23 protein-coding genes are annotated in these 24687 nt (G+C 64.1%); 12 read left to right on the top strand and 11 right to left on the bottom strand.

Annotated features, from left to right (window positions below):
* Positions 1-97: 97 nt before the first annotated feature.
* The 4 genes from OKW44_RS16130 to OKW44_RS16115 all read right to left on the bottom strand — a co-directional run bounded on the left by OKW44_RS16130 (position 98) and on the right by OKW44_RS16115 (position 5547).
* Positions 98-1588, bottom strand: coding sequence for an MFS transporter (locus tag OKW44_RS16130; RefSeq protein ID WP_018423352.1), 1491 nt, complete (start codon positions 1586-1588; stop codon positions 98-100).
* A gap of 134 nt (positions 1589-1722) precedes the next feature.
* On the bottom strand, positions 1723-3678 hold the full coding sequence (locus OKW44_RS16125) for an aconitase family protein (protein ID WP_018423353.1): 1956 nt from the start codon (positions 3676-3678) through the stop codon (positions 1723-1725).
* A 133-nt stretch (positions 3679-3811) separates the two neighbouring features.
* On the bottom strand, positions 3812-4714 hold the full coding sequence (locus tag OKW44_RS16120; protein WP_018423354.1) for a LysR family transcriptional regulator: 903 nt from the start codon (positions 4712-4714) through the stop codon (positions 3812-3814).
* A 104-nt stretch (positions 4715-4818) separates the two neighbouring features.
* Entirely contained in the window at positions 4819-5547 is a 729-nt protein-coding gene (locus tag OKW44_RS16115; RefSeq protein WP_018423355.1) for a 2OG-Fe(II) oxygenase, read from the bottom strand.
* Between the two features lie 214 nt (positions 5548-5761).
* On the opposite strand from OKW44_RS16115, the gene OKW44_RS16110 reads away from it, so the two are divergent.
* On the top strand, positions 5762-6409 hold the full coding sequence (locus tag OKW44_RS16110) for a DsbA family oxidoreductase (RefSeq protein ID WP_018423356.1): 648 nt from the start codon (positions 5762-5764) through the stop codon (positions 6407-6409).
* A gap of 175 nt (positions 6410-6584) precedes the next feature.
* Here OKW44_RS16110 and OKW44_RS16105 read toward each other — a convergent pair whose 3' ends face one another.
* Entirely contained in the window at positions 6585-6716 is a 132-nt protein-coding gene (locus OKW44_RS16105) for a hypothetical protein (RefSeq protein ID WP_275426098.1), read from the bottom strand.
* A gap of 133 nt (positions 6717-6849) precedes the next feature.
* The gene (gene ppnP, locus OKW44_RS16100) at positions 6850-7170 is read right to left on the bottom strand and encodes a pyrimidine/purine nucleoside phosphorylase (protein WP_018423358.1); all 321 of its coding nucleotides are present in this window, start codon (positions 7168-7170) and stop codon (positions 6850-6852) included.
* 193 nt (positions 7171-7363) lie between these two features.
* On the opposite strand from ppnP, the gene OKW44_RS16095 reads away from it, so the two are divergent.
* Positions 7364-7939, top strand: coding sequence for a cysteine hydrolase family protein (locus OKW44_RS16095; RefSeq protein WP_026226324.1), 576 nt, complete (start codon positions 7364-7366; stop codon positions 7937-7939).
* A gap of 55 nt (positions 7940-7994) precedes the next feature.
* Positions 7995-8381: a BON domain-containing protein gene (locus tag OKW44_RS16090; RefSeq protein WP_018423360.1), complete on the top strand. Its 387-nt coding sequence runs from the start codon at positions 7995-7997 to the stop codon at positions 8379-8381.
* Between the two features lie 142 nt (positions 8382-8523).
* Here the strand turns inward: OKW44_RS16090 and OKW44_RS16085 are convergent, their stop codons facing one another.
* Positions 8524-9300, bottom strand: coding sequence for a hypothetical protein (locus OKW44_RS16085; protein WP_035471695.1), 777 nt, complete (start codon positions 9298-9300; stop codon positions 8524-8526).
* Between the two features lie 518 nt (positions 9301-9818).
* On the opposite strand from OKW44_RS16085, the gene OKW44_RS16080 reads away from it, so the two are divergent.
* From OKW44_RS16080 to OKW44_RS16065, 4 genes are all read left to right on the top strand, one after another.
* A complete protein-coding gene (locus OKW44_RS16080; RefSeq protein WP_018423362.1) occupies positions 9819-10946 on the top strand; it encodes an L-dopachrome tautomerase-related protein in 1128 nt (375 codons plus the stop codon).
* A 304-nt stretch (positions 10947-11250) separates the two neighbouring features.
* Complete coding sequence (locus OKW44_RS16075) at positions 11251-12456, top strand: paraquat-inducible protein A (protein WP_018423363.1); 1206 nt, start codon at positions 11251-11253, stop codon at positions 12454-12456.
* A complete protein-coding gene (locus OKW44_RS16070) occupies positions 12453-13748 on the top strand; it encodes an MlaD family protein (protein ID WP_018423364.1) in 1296 nt (431 codons plus the stop codon). The genes OKW44_RS16075 and OKW44_RS16070 overlap by 4 nt, the downstream gene beginning before the upstream one ends.
* A complete protein-coding gene (locus OKW44_RS16065; protein ID WP_018423365.1) occupies positions 13745-14380 on the top strand; it encodes a PqiC family protein in 636 nt (211 codons plus the stop codon). Before OKW44_RS16070 ends, OKW44_RS16065 begins: the two co-directional genes overlap by 4 nt.
* 30 nt (positions 14381-14410) lie before the next feature.
* Here the strand turns inward: OKW44_RS16065 and OKW44_RS16060 are convergent, their stop codons facing one another.
* The gene (locus OKW44_RS16060; RefSeq protein WP_018423366.1) at positions 14411-15403 is read right to left on the bottom strand and encodes a bifunctional helix-turn-helix transcriptional regulator/GNAT family N-acetyltransferase; all 993 of its coding nucleotides are present in this window, start codon (positions 15401-15403) and stop codon (positions 14411-14413) included.
* Here OKW44_RS16060 and OKW44_RS16055 point away from each other — a divergent pair.
* Positions 15402-15572, top strand: coding sequence for a hypothetical protein (locus OKW44_RS16055; RefSeq protein ID WP_204357171.1), 171 nt, complete (start codon positions 15402-15404; stop codon positions 15570-15572). The genes OKW44_RS16060 and OKW44_RS16055 overlap by 2 nt on opposite strands.
* A 181-nt stretch (positions 15573-15753) precedes the next feature.
* On the opposite strand, the gene OKW44_RS16050 is transcribed toward OKW44_RS16055, so the two are convergent.
* Together OKW44_RS16050 and OKW44_RS16045 are read right to left on the bottom strand one after the other, a co-directional pair.
* Positions 15754-16113: a protocatechuate 3,4-dioxygenase subunit alpha gene (locus OKW44_RS16050; protein WP_018423368.1), complete on the bottom strand. Its 360-nt coding sequence runs from the start codon at positions 16111-16113 to the stop codon at positions 15754-15756.
* The gene (locus OKW44_RS16045) at positions 16113-16955 is read right to left on the bottom strand and encodes a gallate dioxygenase (protein WP_018423369.1); all 843 of its coding nucleotides are present in this window, start codon (positions 16953-16955) and stop codon (positions 16113-16115) included. The genes OKW44_RS16050 and OKW44_RS16045 overlap by 1 nt, the downstream gene beginning before the upstream one ends.
* Before the next feature lie 391 nt (positions 16956-17346).
* Between OKW44_RS16045 and OKW44_RS16040 the strand changes: the two genes are divergently transcribed.
* Positions 17347-18048 carry a GntR family transcriptional regulator gene (locus OKW44_RS16040; protein WP_026226325.1) on the top strand — a complete coding sequence of 234 codons (702 nt, stop codon included), beginning with the start codon at positions 17347-17349 and terminating at the stop codon, positions 18046-18048.
* Positions 18045-19352 (top strand): LysR family transcriptional regulator, encoded by a 1308-nt coding sequence (locus OKW44_RS16035; protein WP_018423371.1) that lies wholly within the window; start codon positions 18045-18047, stop codon positions 19350-19352. The genes OKW44_RS16040 and OKW44_RS16035 overlap by 4 nt, the downstream gene beginning before the upstream one ends.
* A gap of 81 nt (positions 19353-19433) precedes the next feature.
* Here OKW44_RS16035 and OKW44_RS16030 read toward each other — a convergent pair whose 3' ends face one another.
* Positions 19434-21569: a tetratricopeptide repeat protein gene (locus OKW44_RS16030; protein WP_026226326.1), complete on the bottom strand. Its 2136-nt coding sequence runs from the start codon at positions 21567-21569 to the stop codon at positions 19434-19436.
* Positions 21570-21809: 240 nt separating this feature from the next.
* Here OKW44_RS16030 and OKW44_RS16025 point away from each other — a divergent pair, with 240 nt between their 5' ends.
* Both OKW44_RS16025 and OKW44_RS16020 read left to right on the top strand, forming a co-directional pair.
* Positions 21810-22220 (top strand): DUF2946 domain-containing protein, encoded by a 411-nt coding sequence (locus tag OKW44_RS16025; RefSeq protein ID WP_018423374.1) that lies wholly within the window; start codon positions 21810-21812, stop codon positions 22218-22220.
* Between the two features lie 184 nt (positions 22221-22404).
* Complete coding sequence (locus tag OKW44_RS16020) at positions 22405-24678, top strand: TonB-dependent receptor (RefSeq protein ID WP_018423375.1); 2274 nt, start codon at positions 22405-22407, stop codon at positions 24676-24678.
* The last annotated feature ends 9 nt before the right edge of the window (positions 24679-24687 follow it).

Here is a 24687-nt window from a genome sequence, read left to right as displayed (position 1 = left end):
CCGCTTTGCAGGAAGGTCGGCGCTCTGACCGTGCATTCCATTGTTGGCATAGCCAATGCGGTACATGGCGGCGGGCCGGCTCGACAGCCGGCCTTCGCTATCTGGATATCTTCTCGAGTTCGAGCCCTTTCGTCTTCGGCCCCATCAAGCCAATCGCCAGCATCACGATCAGCATCGCGCCCGCGATGAACACGAACACGCCGGTCGTCCCGAAGTAGCGCAACACGGCCGCGATCAGAAAGGCCGTGAAAATCGCGGAAAAGCGGCTCCACGAGTAGACGAAGCCAACCGCGCGCGCCCGGATGCTGGTCGGAAACAGTTCGGCCTGGTACGCGTGATAACTGTACGAAATGATGTTGCCGGCCAGCGTCAGGCACACTCCGAGGCTCACGAGGAGCACCGCACCCGATGCCTGACTGAACCACAACCCGCACACGATATTGACGCCGGCCATCACGACGATCACCGTCTTGCGCTCGAAGCGGTCGCCGATAAACAGCCCGATGATCGGACCGAGCGGCGCGGCCAATGCGATCACGCTCGAATACATCAGGCTCGTCGTAATCGTGATGCCCTGCTTGATCAGCAGCGTCGGCACCCAGTTCGCGAAGCCATAGAAGCCGACCGTCTGGAAGATGTTGAAGATCGTCATCATCAGCGTGCGGCTGCGGTACGGCGGTACCCACATGTCGCGGAAGCTGCCGCGCGGTGGGATCGGCACCGGCGGCGCCGGTGGCGGCAACTCGCGGCCATATTCGTGACGTACCTTCGCCTCGAGCGCGTTCATCACGCGGTCGGCTTCGGCGAGACGTCCTTGCTGCGCGAGCCAACGCGGGCTTTCCGGCAACGCGCGGCGAATCCACCAGACGAATAGCGCGCCATGCGCGCCGATCAGCACGACCCAGCGCCAGCCCTCCAGACCGAACAGCGTGCGCGGCACCAGCAGAAACGATAGAAACGCGACCACCGGCACGGCCGTGAAGCCGACCGCCTGCTCGCACGCGAACGCGCGGCCGCGGATCTGTTTCGGCACCAGCTCGGAGATGTACGTGCCGATTGTCACCAGCTCGACGCCGATGCCGACACCGGCGACGAAGCGCCAGAAATTAAGGCCCGTCGCGGTCTCCTGAAACGCCATCACGACGTTCGCGGCGGTGTACCACAGCAGCGACCAGGTGAACACCGCGCGCCGCCCGAAGCGATCCGCGAGGAAACCGCACGCGATCGTGCCGATAAACAGGCCGCTAAACAGCGCGGCGATGAAACTCGCGACGCCGGTCGAGCCGAACAGGCCATGCGTGGTCGCGGTCAACATGCCGCTTTTCACGAGGCCCGGCGCGATATAGCCGGAGTACAGCAGGTCGTAGAGTTCGAAGAAGAAGCCGAGGCTCAGCAGCACCACCAGCCTCCAGACGGAGCGCGTGGCGGGCAAGCGGTCGAGGCGCGCCGAAATGCTGCCGGCGTCGAGCGATGCGTGGCCCGCCGCCTGAGCGGGCGTGCTGCGGGCGGCGCTGCCGGCCGCGTCAGTGGAATGCGCCACGGTACCGCCGCTGCGCGCGACGGACCCCGCGGGATCGGGGAATGCCATGTTGTCTGTCTCCTTCTGTTGCGACTGCTTTTACGGCAGGGCTGATCGCTTACCGCGGCCGGTTCGATGCCGGCCTTGCGTCTTGTCGCGCGTCGCACGCGCCACGATGGGTCGGCCGGAGTCCGGCCAGCATTCTAGCCGTGCCCGCGTTGCAATTGTTCGAACGTGGTGATTTTTCCGGCCAGCGCGCTCGCCGCGACCGTGTACGGGCTCGCGAGCCAGACGTCGCCTGGTCCCGATCGGCCGGGGAAATTGCGGTTGATCGCGCTGATCGTTACATCGTTCGGGTTGACCGATTGTCCCGGTCCGCAGTTTGCGCACGAGCCGCAGCCAGGCATCACGAGCGTCACGCCCGCGCGCTCGAACACCGGCAGATAACCCTGCTCCTCGCAATACGCGCGCACCACCATCGTGCCGAATTGCAGATACAAACGCGTGCGCTCGGGCACCCGTAGCCCGTGCTCGACGCCCCAACGCAGCACCTCATGATAGAAATCGAAGTCCTCGCGCTTGCCCGCGGTGCACGAGCCGCCGTACGCGATATCGATCGCGACGTCCTGTTCGAGCCACGGCGCCGGCACGCCATTGCCGGGGTCGCCCGGACGCGCGAGCATCGGTTCGATCGCGTTCGCATCGATATGGATCGTGTCGCGATAGGTCGCGTCCGCGTCGCTTTTCATCCAGCTTTCCAGCACGAAATCGACGCCGCGCCGCTCCTTCAGGAACGCGATCGTGCGCTCGTCCGGTTCGACGATGCCGGTGAAGCCGCCGAGTTCCGCGACCATGTTGGTCAGCGTCGCACGTTCGTCGATCGACATCGCGCGCACCGCCGCGCCGCCGTATTCGAACACGAGGCCGATCGCGCCGCCCGAGCGAATCGCGTCCATCCGCAGCAGATGCAGCACGACGTCCTTCGCGGTCACGCCGTCGCGCAACTGCCCGTCGATCTCGATGCGCAGCGTCTCCGGCACCTTGCAGCGCACGTAGCCCGTGACCCAGCTATTGGCGATTTCGGTCGCGCCCGCGCCAAATGCGAGGCAGCCGAGCGCGCCCGAATGCGGCGTGTGCGAGTCGGTACCGCATGCTACCTGGCCCGGCAGCGCGTATTGCTCGGCCATCAACGCATGACAGATGCCCTCGGAGCCGGGCACACCATCGAGCGCACCGTGCGAGCGCACCGGGTAGTCGCGCGAAAACGACGTGTGGCCTTCCATCAGATTCGCGACGCCCGGCAACAGACCGTCGCGCACGTGAGGGATGCTCTGCGGCGCGAGCACCAGATGATCCTGGAACGCGATGATGTGATCCGGCGCATGCAGCGGCGCGGGCTTGCCGAACGCGCGATGCATCAGATGCGCGCACATGCCGGTGAAATAGTCGTGGCTGAAGCGCCAGTCGGCGGCGATGAACACGCCGTCGCCGCGCTGCGCGCTCGCGGTGCCCGGATGCAGATGACGGTCGATGATCTTCTCGACCAGCGTTTTCGGCTCGGCGCCCGGCGCCTCGTTCGGGGCATCGCTCGCGCGGCCGCCGGGCGCGGGCCACTCCGCAAACCGGCTATACGCGAGCAGCCCGCCGCTGCGGATGATCTGCTGCGTGAGCGAGTCGCGGCCTTTCAGGAATTCGTCGATCGGCACCGCAGCGCCTGCAAGCAGGCGATCGAGCACGGAAAAATCGGTCGTGGTCAGAATGCCGATGTTGTCGCAGTTCTGCTGATAGATACGCTCGAAGCTCTCGGCAACGATCAGGCGAATGCCTGCGGACAACTCCGCGAGCGGGCTCGATTCTCGCGACGAGCCCTTGCCGTAGCGCTTGCCGGCCACCGTCACGCGAAAGCCGCCGTCCTTCACCGCATTGCGGCCGATCGGCAGACGCTCGCCGGCCTTGAAGCCGACGTACGGGTACTGGCCGAGGCGCTCGTCGTAGGTGAGCATTACGGTGACGGGCGTGATCTCGTCCGTCGACACGTTGTCGCGCAACGGCCCCGCCGTGTCGCGAGTGAAGTTTTCGCCGGCCAGTTGCGCCTCGATCAGGGCCGGGTCTTGCGACAGGTACAGCACGCGGCCGTCCAAACGAATCGTATCGCTCATCACTGCATTCTCCTTGCGCTCACTATACGGCGCGCAAGGCGGATGCCGAAGTGCCGGTGCGGCAATGCTGCCGTCTCGTTTCGCGAATGCTCGATGGCGGAACCGCGGTGCGGAGTGCGGGTAGTGGAACCGTCTAAGGCGGATTGCCGAGGAACGACACCAGCGCGGCCGCGCTTGCGCTCAACTGCTCGCGCGCCTTGAAGATGATGATCAGATGACGCTCCGCCCACGCATCGGCAAGCGGCAGCAGCCGCACATCGAGCGTGTTCACGTAGAGCAGGCCGACCGGCTCGGGCACGATCGCGATGCCGAGCCCCGCATGCACCATCCGGCACAGCGCATCGAGACTGCTCACGCGCATCCGCACGTCGAGCTGCCGCCCCGCGCTTGCCGCCTGCTGCGCGAGCAAACGCATGAGCGCGCTTTCGCTGCGCAAGCCGACGAAGCTGTCGTGCAACAGATCGTCGAAGTTCACCCGCGCCGCGCTGACGAGCCGATGCCCACCCGGCACGAGCACCGCGAGCCGGTCCTGCCGGTACGGCACCTGCTCGAACGCCTCGCTGCCAGCAACCGGATTGCAGATGCCGAAGTCCGCGCCGTGTTCGTCGACGATACGCAGCACGTCCGCGCTGTTTTCTTCTTCGAGTTCGATCGATACATCGGGGAACGCGCGGCCGAACGCGGCCACGTCTTCAGGCAGAAACTGCACGATCGACGACAGATTCGCAACCACCCTCACGCGCCCTTTGACGCCCGTCGAAAAGCGCGACAACTCCGCGCTCATCTGCTCGATATTGCCGATGATCGCGAGCGCGTAGCGCAGCACGGTCTCGCCGACCGGCGTCACGGTAATGCCGCGCGACTGCCGCTGAATCACCGGCAGGCCGATCAGCGCCTCGATCTCGGCGATGCGCCGGCTCACCGCCGACGACGCGATGAACTCGCGCTCCGCCGCGCGCGCGATATTGCGCTCCTGGCAAACGGCGACGAACAGACGCAGCGAAGTGAGATCGAGTTTCTTGAGCAGGTTTTCCATGGGACGAGGCGACGGGTCTTACGACAATGGCGGTAGATCGCTGGAATCGTGGCCATTATCGTCTCACGGCACGCGGTGTTGCGCCATTGCGCCGACAACGGTCCTCACAGCGCATCATGAAAGATGATGCCGACCGTATGCCGATGCCCTGAGCGCAGGCGGCTCACGCCGTGCCGCAGATTCACGCGATACGGCCCGCGCGTACCCTGCACCGGCCGGCTGTTCACGGTGAACACGACCGCGTCGCCCTTCGCGAGCGGCACGACTTCGGCACGCGACTGCATACGCGGACGCTGCTCGGTCATCACGAACTCGCCGCCTGTGAAGTCGCGCCCCGGCTCCGACAGCAGTACCGCAACCTGCAGCGGGAACACGTGTTCGCCGTACAGATCCTGATGCAGGCAGTTGAAATCGCCCTCGCCGTATTGCAGGATCAGCGGCGTCGGACGCACCTGGCCGGCGTCATGGCAGCGTCGAATGAAATCTGCATGTTCCGGCGGATAGCGCACGTCGATGCCCATCGCCATGTTCCAGCGGTTCGCGACTGGCACGAGGTGCGGATAAAGGGCACCGCGCAAGCCGCCGACGAGCCGCGGCAGCGGATACGCAAAGTACTTGTATTCGCCGCGACCGAAGCCGTGGCGCGCCATTACGATGCGGCTGCGATAAAGCGCGTCGCGTGTATAGAGCGCGCTCAGCGCGTCGCATTCGCGCGGCGTCAACAGTTGCGGCACGGCGGCGCAGCCGTACTGATCGAGATCGTGTTCGATCCGCGGCCAGTCGAGTGCGTCGACGCGTTGGTCGATCGTTTGGGTGGGAGCGATTGCGTTCATCGTCGATGAGTGGGCGGCCGGGCTCGTCGCCCGCGCCATCAAAAGTAGGTAGCCCGATGGGTTTAGTGTACGAGTGTGGTGGCGGGAAAACACTCCGGGTCTTGCGGTCAAATTCAGCCGCACTGCACGGACGAACGATTCACGCTACGCTGTCGGGATCGTTGCGGCCGCACTTGCCCCCGCCGCATCGCACTTCATTCCGCCCAGGACAACCATGAAACAGCAGCTCACCATCGATTTTGTTTCCGACATCGCCTGCCCGTGGTGCGCGATCGGCCTGTCGTCGCTGCAGCTCGCGCTCGCGCGGCTTCAGGACAAAATCGACGCGCGTATCGTCGTGCATCCATTCGAACTGAATCCGCAGATGGGACCGGACGGCGAAGACATCGTCGAGTATCTCGGCAAGAAATACGGCCGCACGGCCGCGCAGATCGCCGAAACCCAGGCGATGATCCGCGAACGCGGCGGGAGCGTCGGCTTCGATTTCGGTCCGCGCACCCGCACCTACAACACGTTCGACGCGCACCGCCTGCTGCATTGGGCCGGCCTGAAGGGCCACCAGTTGCCGCTGAAGCTCGCGCTATTGCGCGCGTATCATGCCGACGGCAAGAATCCGGGCAATCATGACGTGCTGGTCGAAGCGGCCCAGTCGGTAGGACTCGACGCCAACGAAGCACGCGACGTGCTGACGAGCGGCGCGTATGCCGATGAAGTGCGCGAAGCGGAAAAGAACAATCAGGAAATGGGCATTCAATCGGTGCCGTCGATCATTTTCAACCGCCGCTATCTGGTGACCGGCGGCCAGCCGGTCGAGCAATTCGTGCAGGTGATCGAGGAGATCGTGGCGAAAGAGACAGCGTAATCTTGCACGCGCTGACGGTTTTAACGAAAAGAAACTGGAACGAGGTGCCCCGATGAGCGGCTGATAATCGGCGGCGCGGCAATCATGTTTTTCGGGCAGGTCGCGCTGATATTCTCGGCTCATCGACGGCGTCTTTCGTTCGTCGTGGCGGGTTGCCGCGGCGGCGTCGATCGCGCTATTCACGCTGATGCACGGCTACGTCGATCGTGCGGTCGCGACGATTCTGTTTGGGCGCGGCGGTGCTGGCGGCGGTGTTCATCGTCGAAGCGAAGCCTAATGGACGGCCCATTCTGAGCACCTGGCTCACGCATTCACTCGCGAATGCTTGCGTGGTGTCTCTTCAACACATCCGAGCAAAGATAGCCTGGGCCCATTGTCCAAGCCGTCATGGCTGCGTGCAACAGGTCTGTCTTATCCGCTTGCACGCGCCTTAAAGCCGCTTACAGATAGCTGCAAACGTAGTCCAGCGTTTCAACCACATCGATATCGAAGCGGCTCTTGCCAGGCACCGAGAACGATTCGCCCGCGCCATAGGTCTTCCACTCGTCGCTGCCGTCGAGACGGATGCGGCATTTGCCCGCCTGCACTTCCATCAGCTCCGGCGCGTCGGTGCCGAAGTTCAGCGCGCCGGGCAGGATCACGCCGAGCGTCTTGCGCGTGCCGTCGGCGAACAGCACCGTGTGCGACACGCACTTGCCGTCGAAGTACACGTTGGCTCGTTTGACAACAGAAACCTGGTCGAATTGCGTTGCAGCCGTCATGGCGGTTTTCCTCTGGGTCATCGTGAATGGATGCGTTGCGGCCCGGTGGGCGCGGCAGACGGCGCGCGATCCGCGCAAGCCGCCCGGGGCTCCGGCCGGACGCGAGCCCGCCATCATACAATGGCTATTGATGGCGGCAATACCGTAAAGTCTGCCAGAACCATATCGACATCTACACAGACTCATTCGACCCATGCGCACTCCTGCTCCTTCCGCCGGCGCCGTATTGTTGTTGATCGATCTGCAACGCGCGATCGATCATCCGAGCTGGGGCGAGCGCAACAATCCCTCAGCCGAGACGCAGATGAGCCGCTTGCTCGCGCATTGGCGTAGCCGAAACTGGCCGGTGTGGCATGTGCGGCACGACTCGACGGAGCCTGGGTCGCACTATCGGCCGGGTCAGGCGGGACACGAATTCAAGGCGTCGAACGTGCCGTTGCCCGACGAACCTGTGATTGCGAAACGCACGAATAACGCGTTCATCGGCACGGGACTCGAGGACCGCCTGCGCGCCGCCGGCCACTCGACGCTGGTCGTGGCGGGTGTCATCACCAACAACTCGGTCGAGGCGACGGTGCGGATGGCCGGCAACCTCGGCTTCGATACATATCTCGTGGCCGACGGCTGTTTCACTTTTGCACGGACCGACTGGAACGGAACGCCGCGCAGCGCCGACGACGTTCATGCGATGTCACTGGCCAATCTCGATCACGAGTACTGCACGGTCGTCACGACGGACGCGCTATTGGGCAACGGGCAACCGCAATAGCCGCAACGTCGATCTGCTGCGCGGCGAGCGACAATCAGGTGGTACAGGAGGACTTGTGAGAAAAGACAGCGCGAGCACCCTAATTGGCGCCATTGCCGCGGCAGCGATTGCGATCGGCACTGCGACCTGTGCGAATGCGCAAACCAGTGGCGGCATGCCGAACGATGCTTCCGCGCAAAGCCAATCCATCGCGGCATCGCCGGCTCGCAACAGACCCGATAGCGAGCTCGCGCGCGACGTGCGGCGCGCGCTCGCACGCGCGCCGAACCTGCATTCAACGTCGATTCACGTGCAGGCGCGCCGCGGTATCGTGACGCTGACCGGTTGGGTACCGCAGCGCGCTCAGGTGCAACGCGCGGGCAGTGTCGCGAGATCGGTGCGCGGAGTCAGACAGGTGCATAACCATTTGAATGTGCGCACGAGAGGTGCCAGCGGTCACTAGCGCAAAACGAATAAAAGAAAGTACTCAGCCTGACACGAATGCGCCGGGCTGAGTACTTTCTATCGACCAATCAATCGATGCGTGCGAGTATTCGCCGCGGCGCTCCATTGCTGCGCAACGCCGCCACGACTCGCGCAATACCTCAACGCCACATACGATAGCTGTAGACCGGCGCGCGATACGCATACACGCGCGGCTGCGCCCAATAGACCGGCGGACGATAAACCTGATAAGCGACAGGCGCGGCCGGTTGAACCACCGTTTCCACGACCTGCGGCATTTCATCGTATTGCGCCTGCGGATAAACCGGCACGTACTGCACGGGCGGCTGAGGATAGTCCTGCCGCACGTATACCGGCTGGTTGTCGTAGACCGGCTGCATCTGCGCGTAGGCCGGCGCCTGCTGGTATTGCATTGGCGGCGGCGCGTATTGCGGCTGCTGGTATACCTGCTGATATTGCTGTTGCGGCGGCGGTTGCGGCACCTGACGCTGCGCGTATTGGACCGGCCGCGGCTTCTGAGGCTGCGGCGGAATACTCGTGTACTTCGAGTTATCGTCTTCGGGAACGCCCGGCGGCAGCGGCGGCACGTCGACCCGCGCGACGTCGGTCCTGGCGGGTTGCCGCTGACCGTGATTGTGCGAGTCGATCATTGCCTGGTAATCGGCCTGATCCTGCTTGCCGCGGTTGATATAGCCATTGCGATACGCGCGGGCCACGTCCGACATCTTCGCATTCGGATCTTCTTTCATGCCGTCCGCATTGACCTTGTACTCGTTCGGACTGAGCGAGCCGGCCGGCACCTCGTCGTCGGACGCATACGCCGCTTCGGGTCCGTCGGCCCACGCTGGATAACACTGCAGCGTTAGCACCGAAGCGACCGTCGTCACCCCGAGCCCCCAAAGCGTCGTTGTTCTCATGATCCACCTCGCGGCCGATTAAGAGTATTGAAAGCCGAAATTTTTACTTGCAGGTGTGGCTATTTGTCTGCGCGTGCAATTGTTATTTTTTAGCACATTCCTTTGACGTCGGCATTATTTTTTCTTTGCAAATGAGCGGTGTAGCGCACGAGTGACACGGCGGGTCCAAAGGCGAGGCAGGAGAAACCCTGAGAGTCAGAGTTGCCGAAATGGACCGCCTGGTACGGCGGTTCCGCACGCCGCCGCGGAGCGATTCTTTTCGCCCTGAATGACGTCGTCGCGACGCGGCCTTTCAGCGCGCCATGTCGTATCAAGCGCTACGCGACAACTCGGCTTTCCCTATTGCGCGCACTACCGTTCTCTGCTCGCGCGAAAGTCAAACAATTCGCATAAAGGAGGGTCCGCAATTCACGTTGAATACCTTCCGAAAGATTCGCGGATTACGATTCACTTTATCTTTGCACGCGGCATTCGCTTTGCTGAATATGGACATTTCCGTCCTGTCCCGGAGGCAGCCCATGAAAGACACCGCCACGCCAACCGCCGCGGATCGGGTTCCACTGACCGCCGCGCCTGCATCGAGCGCCGGTGACGACGGCTCGCTGCCGCATCTGCGCGAGATTGCATCGTTCCGGCACCAGGTGACCGGCGTCGCCGTCGCCGCGGACGGACGCATCTTCGTCAACTTCCCGCGCTGGACAGAAGACGCGCCGATCTCGGTCGGCGTACTCACGCCCGATGGCGACGTCCGTCCTTATCCCGACGATCGATGGAACGGCTGGCGCAATGCCAGGCGTGAGGAGTTGAACCCGCAGGATCGCTGGGTCTGCGTGCAGGCGATGCTGTGCGATTCGCAAAACAACCTGTGGGTACTCGACCCCGGCGCGCCGGCCCAGGCGTTCGTCGTGCCGGGTGCCCCTAAACTGGTCCGCATCGATCTTGCGACGGATAGCGTCGTCGGCTGCATTGCGTTCACGCTCGAAATCGCGCCTCAGGGCAGCTATCTGAACGACGTGCGCATCAGTCCCGACGGCCGTTTCGCCTACATCACGGACTCTGGAACACGCGGCGCGATCGTGGTGGTCGATCTCGACACCTGTCAAGCGCGCCGCGTGCTCGACGGGCATCCGTCGACGCAAACGGATCCGGGCGTCACGGTCCATGCAGGCGGCGCACCATTGCGGCGTCCCGATGGACGCGGCGTCGAATTTTCGGCCGACGGCATCGCGCTCACTCGCGATGGTCTTTATCTGTACTGGCAGGCCGTGAAGGGCAAAACGCTTTACCGCGTGCCCACCGAAGCACTTCGCGATACCGCGCTCGCGATCGATGAAGTCGGCAACCGCGTCGAGAAAGTGCTCGAGCATCGCCCCGCCGACGGCCTGCATATCGACCGGACGGGACGCCTGCTGATTACCGCGGTCGAAGAACACGCGGTGAAGGTATGGGACGGCGCGACATTGACGACGTTGCTGCACGAGCCCGGCCTGCGATGGCCGGATACGTTCGCGGAAGGGCCGGACGGCACGATCTACCTGACCGACTCACGCATTCCCGAGATGAACTGGTTCAAGCCGGGCCACCCCGACGCCCTGTCTTCGAGGTTGCTGATCATTGCCGGCGCCGCTCCGTCAGCGGGTGGATGAACACGCGGCTGAACCGCGCGGTCGCGCGCTCCGCCGGCACAGCGGATGCTCGCCTCGTCGAACCATCCCGCTCACCCGACTGACGCCGCATCGCCACACCGCGGCCGCCGTTCGTCCGTGCGGCCCGGCGCGCCGAGGCCGGCCGGGAACGCGCCATGCTAGTGGAGGACAAGAGCTGGCGCGCGCCAGCGCGTCTGCCGTACATGCACGCGCCAAACGGCGCCAGGGGTCGAGTGATGATCGGCGAAACCTCATTCGCAACGCACTGCCCGCCTGAAAACGGACAGCCGATGGAGAACGTCGCATGACGATCGGCTGCCCCGAATGCGGCGCGCTCGAAGACATCCCGCCGCTCACCGCACATACCTACGCGCGTTGCCGCGCCTGTCACTTTCCGCTCGAGCGGCGTAGCGGCCGAAGCCAGACCGCGGCGCTCGCCTGCGCGAGCGCGACCTTCGTATTGCTGTTTCCGGCCAACCTCGCGCCCCTGATGTATGTCCATATGCTCGGCGTCGAGCGCTCATCACTGCTGTCGTCGGGCATCGTGGAGATGTGGAACGATGGCTGGTTCATTCTCGCGGTGCTGCTCGGCACCTTCGGTATCGTGCTGCCATTCATCCGCTTTGGCGGCCTCGTGATCGTCCTCGTCGCGCTGCGGCTCGGCCGGCGTACCAGAGGAATCGGTGCGCTGTTTCGCTGGACCACCTCGCTCGATATCTGGGCCATGCCCGATGTCTATCTGGTCGGCTGCTTCGTCGGTTACGCGCGCGTGACGCAGAATCTGACCGGCACGATTGCCCCCGGCGGCTACTGCTTCATCGCCGCGGCGCTGCTGTCGATGCTCACGCGCGCGTCGCTCGACCGGAGAACGGTGTGGCGCGCGATCGCTGCGGAAAACGAGTTGCCGGAACATGAAGCGCCGCTGTCCTGCACGGTTTGCGATCTGGTCGTGCCGATGTCGCAGGAGGGGCGCCCCTGCCCTCGTTGCGCACTGACGCTGCGGGCTCGCAAAACCGACGCCGTCGTGCGCGCGGCCGCGCTGTCGCTCGCCGCGCTCGTTCTGACGATCCCGGCCAACTTCTTTCCGATGACCACTTCGATGCAACTCGGGCGAACCCAGTCGCACCGGATCATCGACGGCGTCTACCAGCTGTTCCATGCGGGCCTGTGGCCGCTCGGCATTCTGATCATCTGTACGAGCATCGTCATTCCGGTGGCGAAGATTCTCGGCATGGCATGGTTCGTCGTCTCCGTTCGGCGCCGGTCGCGCCGGCATCTGCGGGTCAAGGCGCATCTGTACCGCCTGATCGACGAACTCGGCCGATGGTCGTTCGTCGACGTGTTCACGATCGCCGCGTTCGTGCCGCTGATCCACTTCGACGGCATCGCCGCGGCCAGACCGGCCATCGGCGCCACCGCGTTCGCGCTGGTCGTGCTGCTGACGATGGCCGCTTCGCGCGCATTCGACCCGCGCCTGATGTGGGACGTCCACCCGCGGAGCAAGCGATGAGCGGCACGCGTCCCCGTCGTTCGCAAGCCCAGGTGCGGCGCAGCGCGTGGCCCGGCTGGATCTGGGCGGTGCCGGTCGCAGCCTTCGCGATGGCCGGATGGCTCGGCGTTCGCGCGTTGATGCATCAGGGCGAGACGGTCACGGTAACCTTCGACAACGCGTACGGCATGAAGTCCGACGACACGATCGTCACGCTGCGCGGCGTCAAGGTCGGCGCCGTATCGGAGATTACGCTCGCGCCCGATGGCCGACACGTACAAGCGGAGCTCAAGATAGATCGCGCCGAAAAAAAATATCTGCGCAGCGAGACCAGGTTTTTTCTGCGCGGCGCACACGTGGATCTCAACGATCCAGCGTCGATCAAGGGAGTGCTGTCCGGCCCCGAGATCGTGATGGAACCCGGGCCCGGCGAACCGGCATCGCATTTCGAGGGTGTCGATCGCCGCCCCGCGCTCGCGCCGGGGCACGGCCCGGTCGTCACCTATCTGGTGCGCTTCGAGGGCGCCGTCGGCGACCTGAAGAGTGGTGCCGATGTGCAATTGCGCGGTTTCGACGTGGGCACCGTCACCAGCGTGCGCCTGAACTACGACGCACGCACGGGCGCGCTGAGCACCCCGGTGCAGATCGCGCTGAACCCGTCGCAGCTTGGCATCGTCGGCGCGCCGCCACCGGCCAACGGGGACTGGCGCCCGCTCGTCGACGGCATGCTCACCCGCCTCGTCGCCACGGGCTTGCGCGCGCGATTGTCGCAAGATCCGCCGGTCGTCGGCGCGGACAAAATCAACCTCGACTTCGTGCAAGGCGCGCCGGCGGCGACGCTCGCCAGCGAGGACGGCCTGCCCGTCATTCCGAGTGTTGCCGCCGCGAATCTCGACACGACGATGGCCAAGGCCAACGAGGTGATCCAGAAAATCGACGATCTTCCGATCCGGCAAACCGGCGAACAGGTCCGCAGTATCGCCGCGCATATCAACGCGCTCAGTTCCTCGCCTCAGATCAAGGACAGCCTGACGCACATCGACCACTCGGTCGCGCAGATCGATCACACGTTGCAGCAGGTCTCGCCACAGATCGGTCCGCTGGTCGCGCAATTGCGCGACACCGCGAACGCGGCCGATCGCACCGTTGCCGCGGCGAACCGGACGCTAGGCGGCGATGCGTCGAGCCAGAACGACCTGCCTGCCGCCATGCAGGAGCTGACCGACACCGCACGCTCGATTCGGGCACTGGCCGACTATCTCGACCGCCATCCGGAGGCGCTGATCCATGGCAGACAGCAGGAGGCTCAATGATGACGAGGTCGACGTTCCCCGTCGGACGCGCCATCGCGGCATCGCTCGCGACGAGCGTCAGGACGGCGGCGTTCGTCGTAACCGTCGCGGCGATGACGCTCGCCGGATGCGGACACAGCATACCGACACGCTATGTGACGTTGAACCCGATGCCCGCCGACGCGCCGCCCGCCACGGCGCCGATGCCACCGATTCAACTGACCGCCGTGCATATTCCCGCGGTGCTCGATCGGCTCGAAGTCGTCACGCTGGCTTCGCAGAACCGGCTGACGATCGACGATAGCGCCCGGTGGGGCGCACCGCTCGCTCAGATGATGCGCAAAACGCTTGCCCAGGACTTGCTCACGCGGCTGCCCGCCGGATCGTTCGTCGTTCCGGATGCACCCGCGCCGCCCGGCACGCGCACGCTGGTCGTCACCGTGCTGAATGCCACGGCCGACCCGAGCGGCACGCTGACGCTGCAAGCGGAGTGGACGCTGCTGGCCGGGCACTCGGATCAGGCGCCGCTGCGGCAGCAGGTGACGCTCGACTCCGCAATCAATGGACACGATGCGCTCGCGCAGGCGGCCGCGTTGAGCCGCGTTCTCGGCGAATTGGCCGACCGGATCGCGGCGTCGGTCGTCGCGCACTGACCGACGGCGTCGAGTTCGCTGCCGCGTCGATCAGGCAGTAGTCTTATCGCGTTTCCTTGCGGAAAGCCGGTTGAAACGCTGCTCGACCACGCGTGTTCCCCATTGCGTGCCTTCCGATTCTTCACTTAGCCGAAAGCCGAATGACTCGTACAGATGACGCGCCGCGTCGAGCCCCTTGAACGTCCATAGATAGGTTTCGTCGAACCGCGCGTCGACGAAACGCATGGCATGTGACAGCAATTGCCGTCCAATCCCGGAGCCGCGCAACGAATCGTCGACGATGAACCAGCGCAAATGAGCGACACCCGTGTCGTTATCCCCGTCGATCACGACAGACGCGAGCGTGCGGCCGTTTTCGACGTATAGCCAAAGCCCTTTACCTTCGGCCGGCAATGCGCCCGCGAACTCCGCCAGCCCCGTCGCGACCTTCTTTTCGAAGAAGGCGCCGAAACCCCAGTGTTGCGCGTAATAGCGCCCGTGCAGACTCGCGATATCGCCGATGCAGCCGGGTTGGTAGCCTTCCACGATTCCCGCGGACCCCGCTTCCGTCGCGGCAAGCTTGCTGACGTCACCCTGCGCGAGGGCGTCCACGTACAGCGCGAGAGAACGGACCAGCGCCTGCTGGTCGGCGGGAACCATGCGCCGCAGCGCGCCGGACACGCGATCGGTCGCGAACCGGTCGATCTTTTTGCGCAACCTCTGACCTTCGGCCGTCAGGTACAGCTCGGAGGAACGGGCATCGTCGACAGAGACCGTGCGCTCGACCAGTCCGCTCGCTTCGAGCTTCGCGATCTGCCGGCTCGTATTCGATTTGTCGAGCCGCAGGATGGTCGCCAGATCTTTGGCGCTGATGCCCGGCGACATGCCGATCTCGATCACCGCATGCACGGCCGATGGCGCCAGATCGCTGTCGGCGATGGTCGTGCGCATGAAACCAAGTTCGCGGACCAGCCGGCGGGAAAACTCGCGGAGTTCGAGAATCGTCGTGTCGCGGGGCTTGGCGGGGGCGTCGATCAGGTCCATGATGGGGCTCGCATATCAGTTGCGTTGCGCAATCAATATAGTTGCGGCTCGCAACTTCAGCAAGGGCGAAATGGCAGTCGCGATCGCTGCAACGCAACATCCAGATGAAAAAAAACGGCCTCAATCGAACCCGGCTTTCTTTTCCGAACAATCTCATCAATACCGCTGATTCTCCATCAACCGCTTGACGGTCAACGCCAACGGCACAATAAAGAAGATATGCGACATGAACCCGCCGATAATCACGGCCGGGTCGAAGTAAGCCGAATGGCTTGGACTACACATCGGAACTTCAAATCGGATTGCCCAGCGGACACCATTGCCTTGATGCGCGCCTCGATGCGCGGTCTTTAAACGGCGTCGGGTACCTGACGAGTCTTCAGAAACTCTTCGAGCGTTTCGCCGCGCATGCTCGCGTACATGCCGAGATTGGTGATCTTCACCACACGCGCGAACTTCTCGAGCACGAAGAAAGACACCCCATAACGGATCAGACCGATCCAGTCGGTGTTGTCGACCAACGTGCGTTCTTCCGGCGTCAGGCCGGCCGCATCGTATGAGGCGGTGCGGTTTTCGAGCCACAGTGCGCGCGCCGACGCTTCGCGCATCTGCCAGAAAAAGCGGTTCAGGCGCATCGCCTTCATGCTCTGGCGGATATCGAACGGATACGTGCCGGTCAGTTCTTCGACGCCAACCAGTTGCGGATTCATTACGCCACCTCTTCTTCGTAGATCGTCACGGCCATCGCGGTGCTGGTCGCCAGGTAGTAGTTGCGATGCAGCTCGCGGACCTTCTGACCCAGCGCGCCGCGCATCGCGAGCCACATGATCGTCTCGACGCTTTCCGCGCCGCCGAGGCGCACGTAATCGACGTGCTTCATCGCGGCAAGACGCTCCGGATCGTTGACGATCAGGTCGAGGAACTCCATGTCCCATTCGGTATTGTTGAAGCCGCTGCGTTCGCCATGCACCTGGTGCGACAGCCCGCCCGTGCCGACCACCACGACCTTCAGATCCTGCTCGAACGATTCGATCGCGCGACGCAGTGCCTGGCCGAGCCGGTAGCAGCGATTCGCGGTGGGCAGCGGATACTGCAGCACGTTGACTTCGAGCGGCACCAGCGACAGGGGCCAGCCGCCCTGATGCGGCAGCATCAGCGACAGCGGCGAATTGACGCCGTGATCGAGCGGGCGGTCCTGGAATACGGTCAGATCGAATTCGTCGGCGACCAGTTGCTCGACGATATGGATCGCGAGATCCGGATGCCCGGCGATGTCGGGCAGCGGACGCTTGCCGGCGCCTTCATCGGCGAATTCGTGGTTGGGCGACACGCCGAGCGCGAACGTGGGATAGCAGTCGAAGAAGAAGCTGTTCGCGTGGTCGTTGTAGAACATCACCATCACGTCGGGCTTCTGCTCGGCCAGCCACTGCGCCACCGGTTCATAACCCTTGAACATCGGCGCCCATGCCGGTTCGTTCTGCTTGCCCTTGTCGTACGCCAACCCGATCGTGGGTACATGGGACGTGCCGATACCGCCAATGATTCTTGCCATATTCGTTCTCTTCCGTCACTTCGTGCTGCTGCCAATCGGATAGGTCGCCAGGTTTACCGCGCTAGTCACCACGACCGTCTTGGGATACAAAGATAAAAATAGTGCCGCGATACGGGAAGTACGGGTATACCTCAGACAGCGCCGGGTTGATGAGTAAAAGCCCGGTATTTGATCGCCCGCAGCGCGGATGAAGCGCGGCCCGAGCCACGCCGCGCAGGGCTTCCTCGGTATCCCAAGCCCCTGCGGCAAGCCTTCCGCGACGCCTTGGCATCTCGGCACGCGATAAATAAAACAGATGACCCGGAAAACAACTCGCAACGCACATTTCCAAGGCTTGGAGCGGTGCTGCACGCGTGGCTATACTGCGCTGCTTCCGACGAGCGACGAAACGATGAACGAGACCACCCAGCAAGCGATCGTGCAGACCTTACGCGAGAAGATCCTGTCGGGCGAACTGTCGCCCGGGCAGCGGCTCGTCGAAGCGCAGCTTGCGCAATGGCTCGGCGTGTCGCGCACGCCGCTGCGTTATGCGTTGAGCGTGCTGTCGTCGGAAGGCCTGCTCGATCGTTCGGGCTCGCGCGGTTACGTCGTGCGCCGCTTCAGCGTGCGCGACGTGCTCGACGCGATCGACGTGCGCGGCGTGCTCGAGGGACTCGCCGCGCGCTCGGTCGCCGAAAACGGCGTGAGCCTCGCGCTCGCCGCCGCGCTCGACGACTGCCTGCGTGAAGGCGACGCGATCTTCGAGCAAAAGCATCTGCAGCCAGGCGACGACGTGCGCTACGCGCAGATGAACGGCCGCTTTCACGCGCTGATGGTAGAAGCGGCGCAGAACCACGCGGTCACGGCCGCGCTCAGTCTGAACGACAAGGTGCCGTTCGTGTCGCCGTTCACGATCGCGTTCGACGAATCCGCGCGCGAGCGTCAATTGATGATGCTGATGTACGCGCATCGCCAGCATCATGCGATCGTCGACGCGCTGAAAAAAGGCGAAGGCGCGCGCGTCGATGCGTTGATGAAGGAGCACACGCATATCTCGAAGGAAAGTCTGAATCTGTCGCTGCCGTCGTTGCATCTGATCGCGGGCGCGGCATGAGCAACGACACGCTTTCCGCCGCAACCAGCCAGGCGACCGCCAAAGCGCCGCTGTCGGTCAGCGGCAAGGACCTGCTCAATCTCGCGCAACTGCGCGCATTCCGGCTCGTCGCCGAGATGGGCAGCGCGACGCGCGCGGCGGCCGCGTTGTTTCGCGCGCAGTCGGCGGTCACGCGCTCCGTGCAGGAGCTCGAGTCGGCGCTCGGCGAACCGCTGTTCGATCGCGGTCCTTCGGGCATGCTGCCCACTCCGGTCGGCCGCGCGGTGCTGCATCGCTGCGAGCGGATCTTCGCTGAACTCGAAGAACTCGCGCAATGGTGCGCCGCGCGACAGACGCGCCGCCGGCCCGTCGCGGAAGGCGCATTGCCCGCGTATCTGCTCAACACGCGGCGGTTGCAACTATTCGCGGCGCTCGCGCGGCATCGGCATATGCCGAGCGCGGCAAAAACCTTCGGCATCAGCCAGCCCGCGGTAAGTACCGCGATCCGGGTACTCGAAAGCGGCTCGGGACTGAGTCTGTTTCACCGCAGCCCGCGCGGCATTCTGCTGACGGCCGAGGGCGAAACGTTCCTGCTTCACGTACGCCGCGCGCTGAACGAACTGCGCCACGTCCCCGACGATATCGCCGCATTGCACGGCAAGATTCAGGGCTCGGTGACAGTCGGCGCGTTGCCGCTCGGGCGCACGCTGATCCTGCCGAAGGCGATCGCGCGAATGACCTCGGAGAATCCGGGCGTGCGCGTGGTCACCGACGAAAGCGCGTACGAGACGCTCGTGGCCGGTCTGCGCGCGGGCGACATCGATTTCATTCTCGGCGCGCTGCGCGACAACGACGCGACGAGCGGCCTGAAAAACGAGCGGCTGATGTCGGAAGACATGGTGGTGCTGGTGCGCCGCGGTCATCCGCTGACTCACGCGCACGATCTGACCATCATGGGTCTGCGCGACGCGCAGTGGATTCTGCCGCGCAGCAACGCGCCGGCGCGTGCGCTGTTCGAAACGCAATTCAAGCGGATGAAGGTGAAGCCGCCTCTGCCGACCGTCGAGACCGCCGACCTCGCGGTGATTCGCGGCCTGCTGCTCGGTACCGACATGGCGGCGGCCTTGTCGGCGCAGCAGCTGCATCACGAGATTCGGTCCGGGCAACTGGTGGTGCTCGATGTACCGCTGCACAACACGCGGCGCGAGATCGGCCTGACGATGCGCGCGGCGGGCACGCCGTCACCGGCCGCGCGCGCATTGATCGACGCGATCCGGCTGTCGGTCGTCGATGTGACCCGCACCGTCAGTATCGGCACGAACTGAGCACTTCCATTGATTAGTGTTCAACTATTCCTGGCTGGGTCCGGCAGGCCGTCGAAAAACGCGCGCCAGCTCACAGAGGCGTCATAGCGCGCCGCCGAATCGCTCGACGCACGCCTGCCGCATGCGCTCGACCGAGCTCGCCCAGTCCTCACCCGGCGCGCGCCGGAACAGGCGCAGCGTGTGCGGATACCACGGCGAATCGTCGCGCTCGTGCATCCAGCGCCAATCGACGTCTCGTTCGGGCAGCATGACCCAGCACGGCTTGCCGAGCGACGCCGCCAGATGCGCGATCGATGTATCGACGCAGATCACCAGATCGAGTTGCGCGACGATCGCCGCGCTGTCCGCGAAGTCCGTCACGCGCGCGCCGAGATCGAGCAGCGGCTGGGTGACCGGCGCATTGCGCGCTTCGTCCTCGCCCTGCCCCTTCTGCAAGCTCACGAAGCTCAGGCCTGGCACGCTCCACAGCGGCGCGAGCGTGGCGAGCGACGGCATCGAGCGATTCGCGTCGTTATGATGCTTCGCGTTGCCCTTCCAGACCAGACCGACCCGGTGGCCGGGCGGCAGTGCGTCGAGCGCGGGGCGCCATTGTTCGATGAGCGCGGGATCCGCGCTCAGTCGCGCGGGACGCGGAATCGTATCCAGCGTCGTGCGCAGATACAACGGCACGCTAAGCAGACTGGTCCAGCAATCGTAGGTCGCAACGCGCGCGAGCGCTCCGTGGTGGTCGAGCACCGCATCGACACCATCCACCTCGCCGATCAGCCGATGCAACGCCGGCGCACACGCAAACGCGATATGCGCGGCCCCCAGCGCCTTCAGCAGCGGAACGTAGCGGCTGAATTGCAGCATGTCGCCGAGGCCGTCTTCCTGCCACAGCAGCACGGACCTGCCCCCGAGCGGCTCGCCGAACCATTGCGGACAACTGAGCATCGCCCGCGACTTTCGATGAATGAAATGGGGCTGCTCATAGCGGCATTCGTAGAGGGGCCAGCCTTCGTCGAAGCGGCCGAAGCCGAGCAGCAACACGGCGAGGCTGAAACGCGCCTCGCCATAGTCGGGTTTCAATGCAATCGCCTGCCGATACGCGCCTTCAGCCTCGGCAAAGCGCCCGAGTTGCGTCAGCGCGTTGGCAATGTTCGAGTGCGCCTCGGCGAGTTGTGGCGACACCGCGAGCGCTTGCCGGAACGCATCGAGCGCTTCCGGAAATCGCTCTAGCACGCGCAGCACGCAACCCAGATTGTTGTGCGCATGAGCAAGCCCGGGCTGGCAGCGAATCGCGTCTCGGTAAGCCTGCTCGGCTTCCTCATAACGTTCCTGCCTGAACAGCGCCACGCCAAGGTTGTAATGCGCCTCCGCATAGTCCGCCCGATGCGCGAGCGCTTCGCGGTACGCCGCCTCGGCCTCGCTGACCCGATCGAGATCGACGAGCACCGCGCCAAGATTGAGATGCGCTTCCGCGTAGTCGGGCCGGATAGCGATCGCGAGCCGGCAAGCCAGCTCCGCTTCCGCGAGACGCTGGGTCGCCTTCAGCACACCGGCGAAATTATTGAGCGCCTCCGGATATTGCGGCTTCAGCGTCAGCGCTTCGCGATACGCGGCGTCCGCTTCCGTGAGACGCCCGAGCTCCATCAGCACGCTGCCGAGGTTGTTGTGCAATTCGGCATGGGCACGCAAGCCGCGCAGCGCATGACGATAAGCCACTTCTGCTTCCTGCGGGCGTCGCAGGTCGCGCAGCACGATGCCGTGGTTGTAATGCGCTTCGGCGTGGTCGGGCTGAAGCGTCACCGCCTGCCGATATGCCGCCTCCGCTTCGGCGCGGTAGCCGAGCCCGTAAAGCACGTTGCCGAGTTGAGAATGCGCGTTCGCGTCGAGCGGGCGCAGCGACACCAGTTGCCGATACGTCGACTTCGCGGCCGACAGGCGGCCGAGCGATCGGAATAGCGAGCCGAGACTCGCGTAGACGTCCGCGTAATCGGGCTTCAGATACAGGCACTGGCGCCAACGATTCTCCGCGTCCGCCCACCGACCCAGCGCGAACGAACACGCAGCGGCGATATTGAACGCTTCGGCCCGCTGATCGTTCGGCAAGGCGGAATCTTCGAGCAGCGGCGCGACGAGGGGCAACGCGTCGGCGAACTGCCCGGCCGAACATAGCGCCACGGCTCGCTGGTTGATGTCGGCGATCGAAGAAGCAGGCGTCTGCGTGAGTGTCATGTGTCGTGGCGATGTTTCAGCAGCGTGGCCGTGCAGCGGGTGCGCCGCCGTTGCGCCGCTGTTGCGCTGTTGATTCGATACGCGCACCTCGCGCGATTTCACAGCATAAGTGATTCGCCTCGGCCTCAGCGCGCCGAAATAAGCGCTTTTTCACCGTCTAATCCGCCGTTATGCCCGTCATTGCGAATGAAAGGATCGCGCGGTGATGCTAGAATCGCGCCCGTCTTTTCTTCGACGATCATGACTCGACACTCGCGCAACCACCTGACCGCATGGCTTGGCCTCGTCGCCATGTGGCTCGTCGTGTTCGCGCCGCTCGTGAGTCAGTTGCTCGAATCGGGCCGCGCCCACGAGCCGATTGCCGCGCTATGTTCGGCGCTTCATCCGGCTGGTGCAAGCAATGTGAGCGATGCGAGCGTCGTCGCTCAAACCAGCCCCGCGCCCGTGCATCTGAGCCACGACGATGCATTCGGCGCCTGCGGCTACTGTCATCTGCTCGAACATCACGTCGCGATGCCGACGCTCGCCGCCGTCGAGCCGCCGGCCGCGCTGCCGCTGGCCGGCACCGCGCCGCCCACGCTGTCCACCCGCTTCACCCCGCTTGGCGCCTTCCCGTCGGGACGTCCGCGCGCCCCACCTGCCGTTTCCTGATCGCTACCGGTTCTGATCGCGCTTTCGTCGCTCACATCGACGAGGCCTGCGATCGCCTGTTCAATGCATCGAGGAAACGCTCATGTTCAACTTCGCGCTGCGAAGGCTCTCTTATTGCATCCGTCGTGACGCTGTCTTTTCCGCTCATCGCGCGGTTCGTCGTTCCGTTCTTTGGCCCACGCTCATGCCTGCCTTCGTGCCGGCTTTCGTCGCAACACCCACGCATGCCGCCGACGCAAACACCGACGCGACGCTGCCCGCCGTCAGCGTCAATGCGAGCGCAAGCGCGAGCGCCGCACCGCGCGCCGTCGACCCGAACCTGCCCGCCTCCGTCGAAACCGTCACGCGAGATCAGTTCGCGAACTGGAACGTCGTCAACACCGAGGACGTGCTCAGTTACATGCCGAACCTGGCGGTACGCAAGCGCTTTACCGGCGATCTGAATTCGATCATCGCGGTGCGCGGCACCAGCAATACGCAGAGCGCGCGCGGCCTCGTCTATGCGGACGGCTTGCTGCTGAGCAACCTGCTCGGCAATAGCTATTCGTTTCCGCCGCGCTGGTCGATGGTGTATCCCGACGAAATCCAGCAGGTCGACGTAATCTACGGGCCGTTTTCCGCGCTGTATCCGGGCAATTCGCTCGGCGCGACCGTGCTGATCAGCACGCGCATGCCAAAGCAGTTCGAGGCCAACGCCGACGTGAAGGCATTCACGCAGCACTTCAGCCTGTTCGGCGTGAACCAGAGCTTCAACGGCAGCGAGGCGAGCGCGTCGATCGGCGATAGCATCGGCAAGTTCTCGTACCTGCTCGGCGTCAATCATCTCGAGAACACGAGTCAGCCGCTGCAATTCGCAACGCTCGCGCAATCGACCACGCCCGCAAAGGCCGGCGACACGCCCGTCACCGGCGCCTATTTCTACAACAACCAGACCAATGCGCCGACGGCCGTGCTCGGTGTGAACGGCGAAGGCATCGAGCACACGGTGCAGGACCAGTTCAAGCTGAAGATGCAGTACGACTTCACGCCGACGTTGCAGGGCGGCTTCACGCTCGGCTACTGGCACCAGACGTACAACAGCGAAACATCGACGTTCCTGCGCGACGCGGCCGGCAATCCTGTGTACAGCGGCAACGTATCGATCAACGGTTACCACTACACAATTCCGGTGGCCGCGTTTGCGCCGGGTGTCGGGCACAGCGAAAACTTGCTCTACGGCGTGTCGCTGAAAACGCGCAACGCGACCGGCTGGAACGGCGAGGCGATCGCCTCGTATTACGACATCGGCAATGGCGTCGCACGCACCGCGAATGCCGGCAGCCCGGGCAATGGCCCCGGCACCGTGCTGTTCAACGACGGCACCGGCTGGAAGACGCTGGACCTGCGCGGCACCTACACGCCCGCGACGAACCAGCCAGGACTGGCCAATCACGCACTGAGCGTCGGATACCACTACGACAACTACTTCGTCGACAACCAGACCTACAACACGCAGGACTGGCGCGACGGCGACGCGACCTCGTTCGCCAACGCGTTCACCGGCAAGACGCAGACGCAAGCTCTTTATGCGCAGGACGCGTGGCGCTTTCTGCCGCGCTGGAAGTTCGTCTACGGCGTGCGCTATGAAGACTGGCAAGCCTACGATGGCGCACAGTCGCTGCCCGGCACGACGATCGCGTTCAGCGATACCAGCCAGCGTCACCTTTCGCCGAAGGCGTCGTTATCGTTCGATGTCAGCGACGAGCTGACTTTGCGCGCGTCGATCGCTCGCGCGTATCGCTTTCCGACCGCGAGCGAACTGTTCCAGGGGCAAATCAACGGCTCCGCGATCGTCAACAACAATCCATATTTGCAGCCCGAAGACGATCTGTCGAAAGAGCTGAGCGCCGAATGGGCGCATTGGAATGGCGTGTTCCGCTTCTCGTTGTTTCAGGACGACGTGAAGAACACGATCTTCAGTCAGACCGACACCACCGTGATTCCGAACGTGACGAACTTCCAGAACATCGGCAAGGTTCGCTCGCGCGGCGTCGAAGCAAGCTATTCGGGCGAGGACGTGTTCGTGCGCGGGCTCGATCTGCTCGCGAGCGTCGCGTACACGCAGTCGAAGATCCTCGAGAACGCACGGAATCCGGCCTCGGTCGGCAAGTACTTCTACCGGATTCCGCTGTGGCGCGCGAATCTTGCCGCGACGTATCACTTCGACGCGCGAGCGGCGCTGACGCTCGCTGCGCGTTACTCGGGTCGTCAGTACAACACGCTGACGAATACCGACACGAACCCCAACGTGTTCGGCGGCACCAGCACCTACACGGTCGTCGACGCGAAGTTCACGTTCAAGCCGACGAAGTTCAGCGAACTCGGCATCGGCGTCGACAACCTGTTCGACGCGCGCTACTTCGTCTACCACCCGTATCCGGGCCGCACGTTTTATGTCGAAGCGAAGCTGCATATCTAGCCCTGACGC

The sequence above is a fragment of the Paraburkholderia lebeckiae genome (assembly GCF_050436325.1).
Taxonomy (GTDB): domain Bacteria; phylum Pseudomonadota; class Gammaproteobacteria; order Burkholderiales; family Burkholderiaceae; genus Paraburkholderia; species Paraburkholderia tuberum.
Note: the sequence above shows the minus strand (reverse complement) of the source record. Positions and strands in the feature narration are given on the sequence as shown.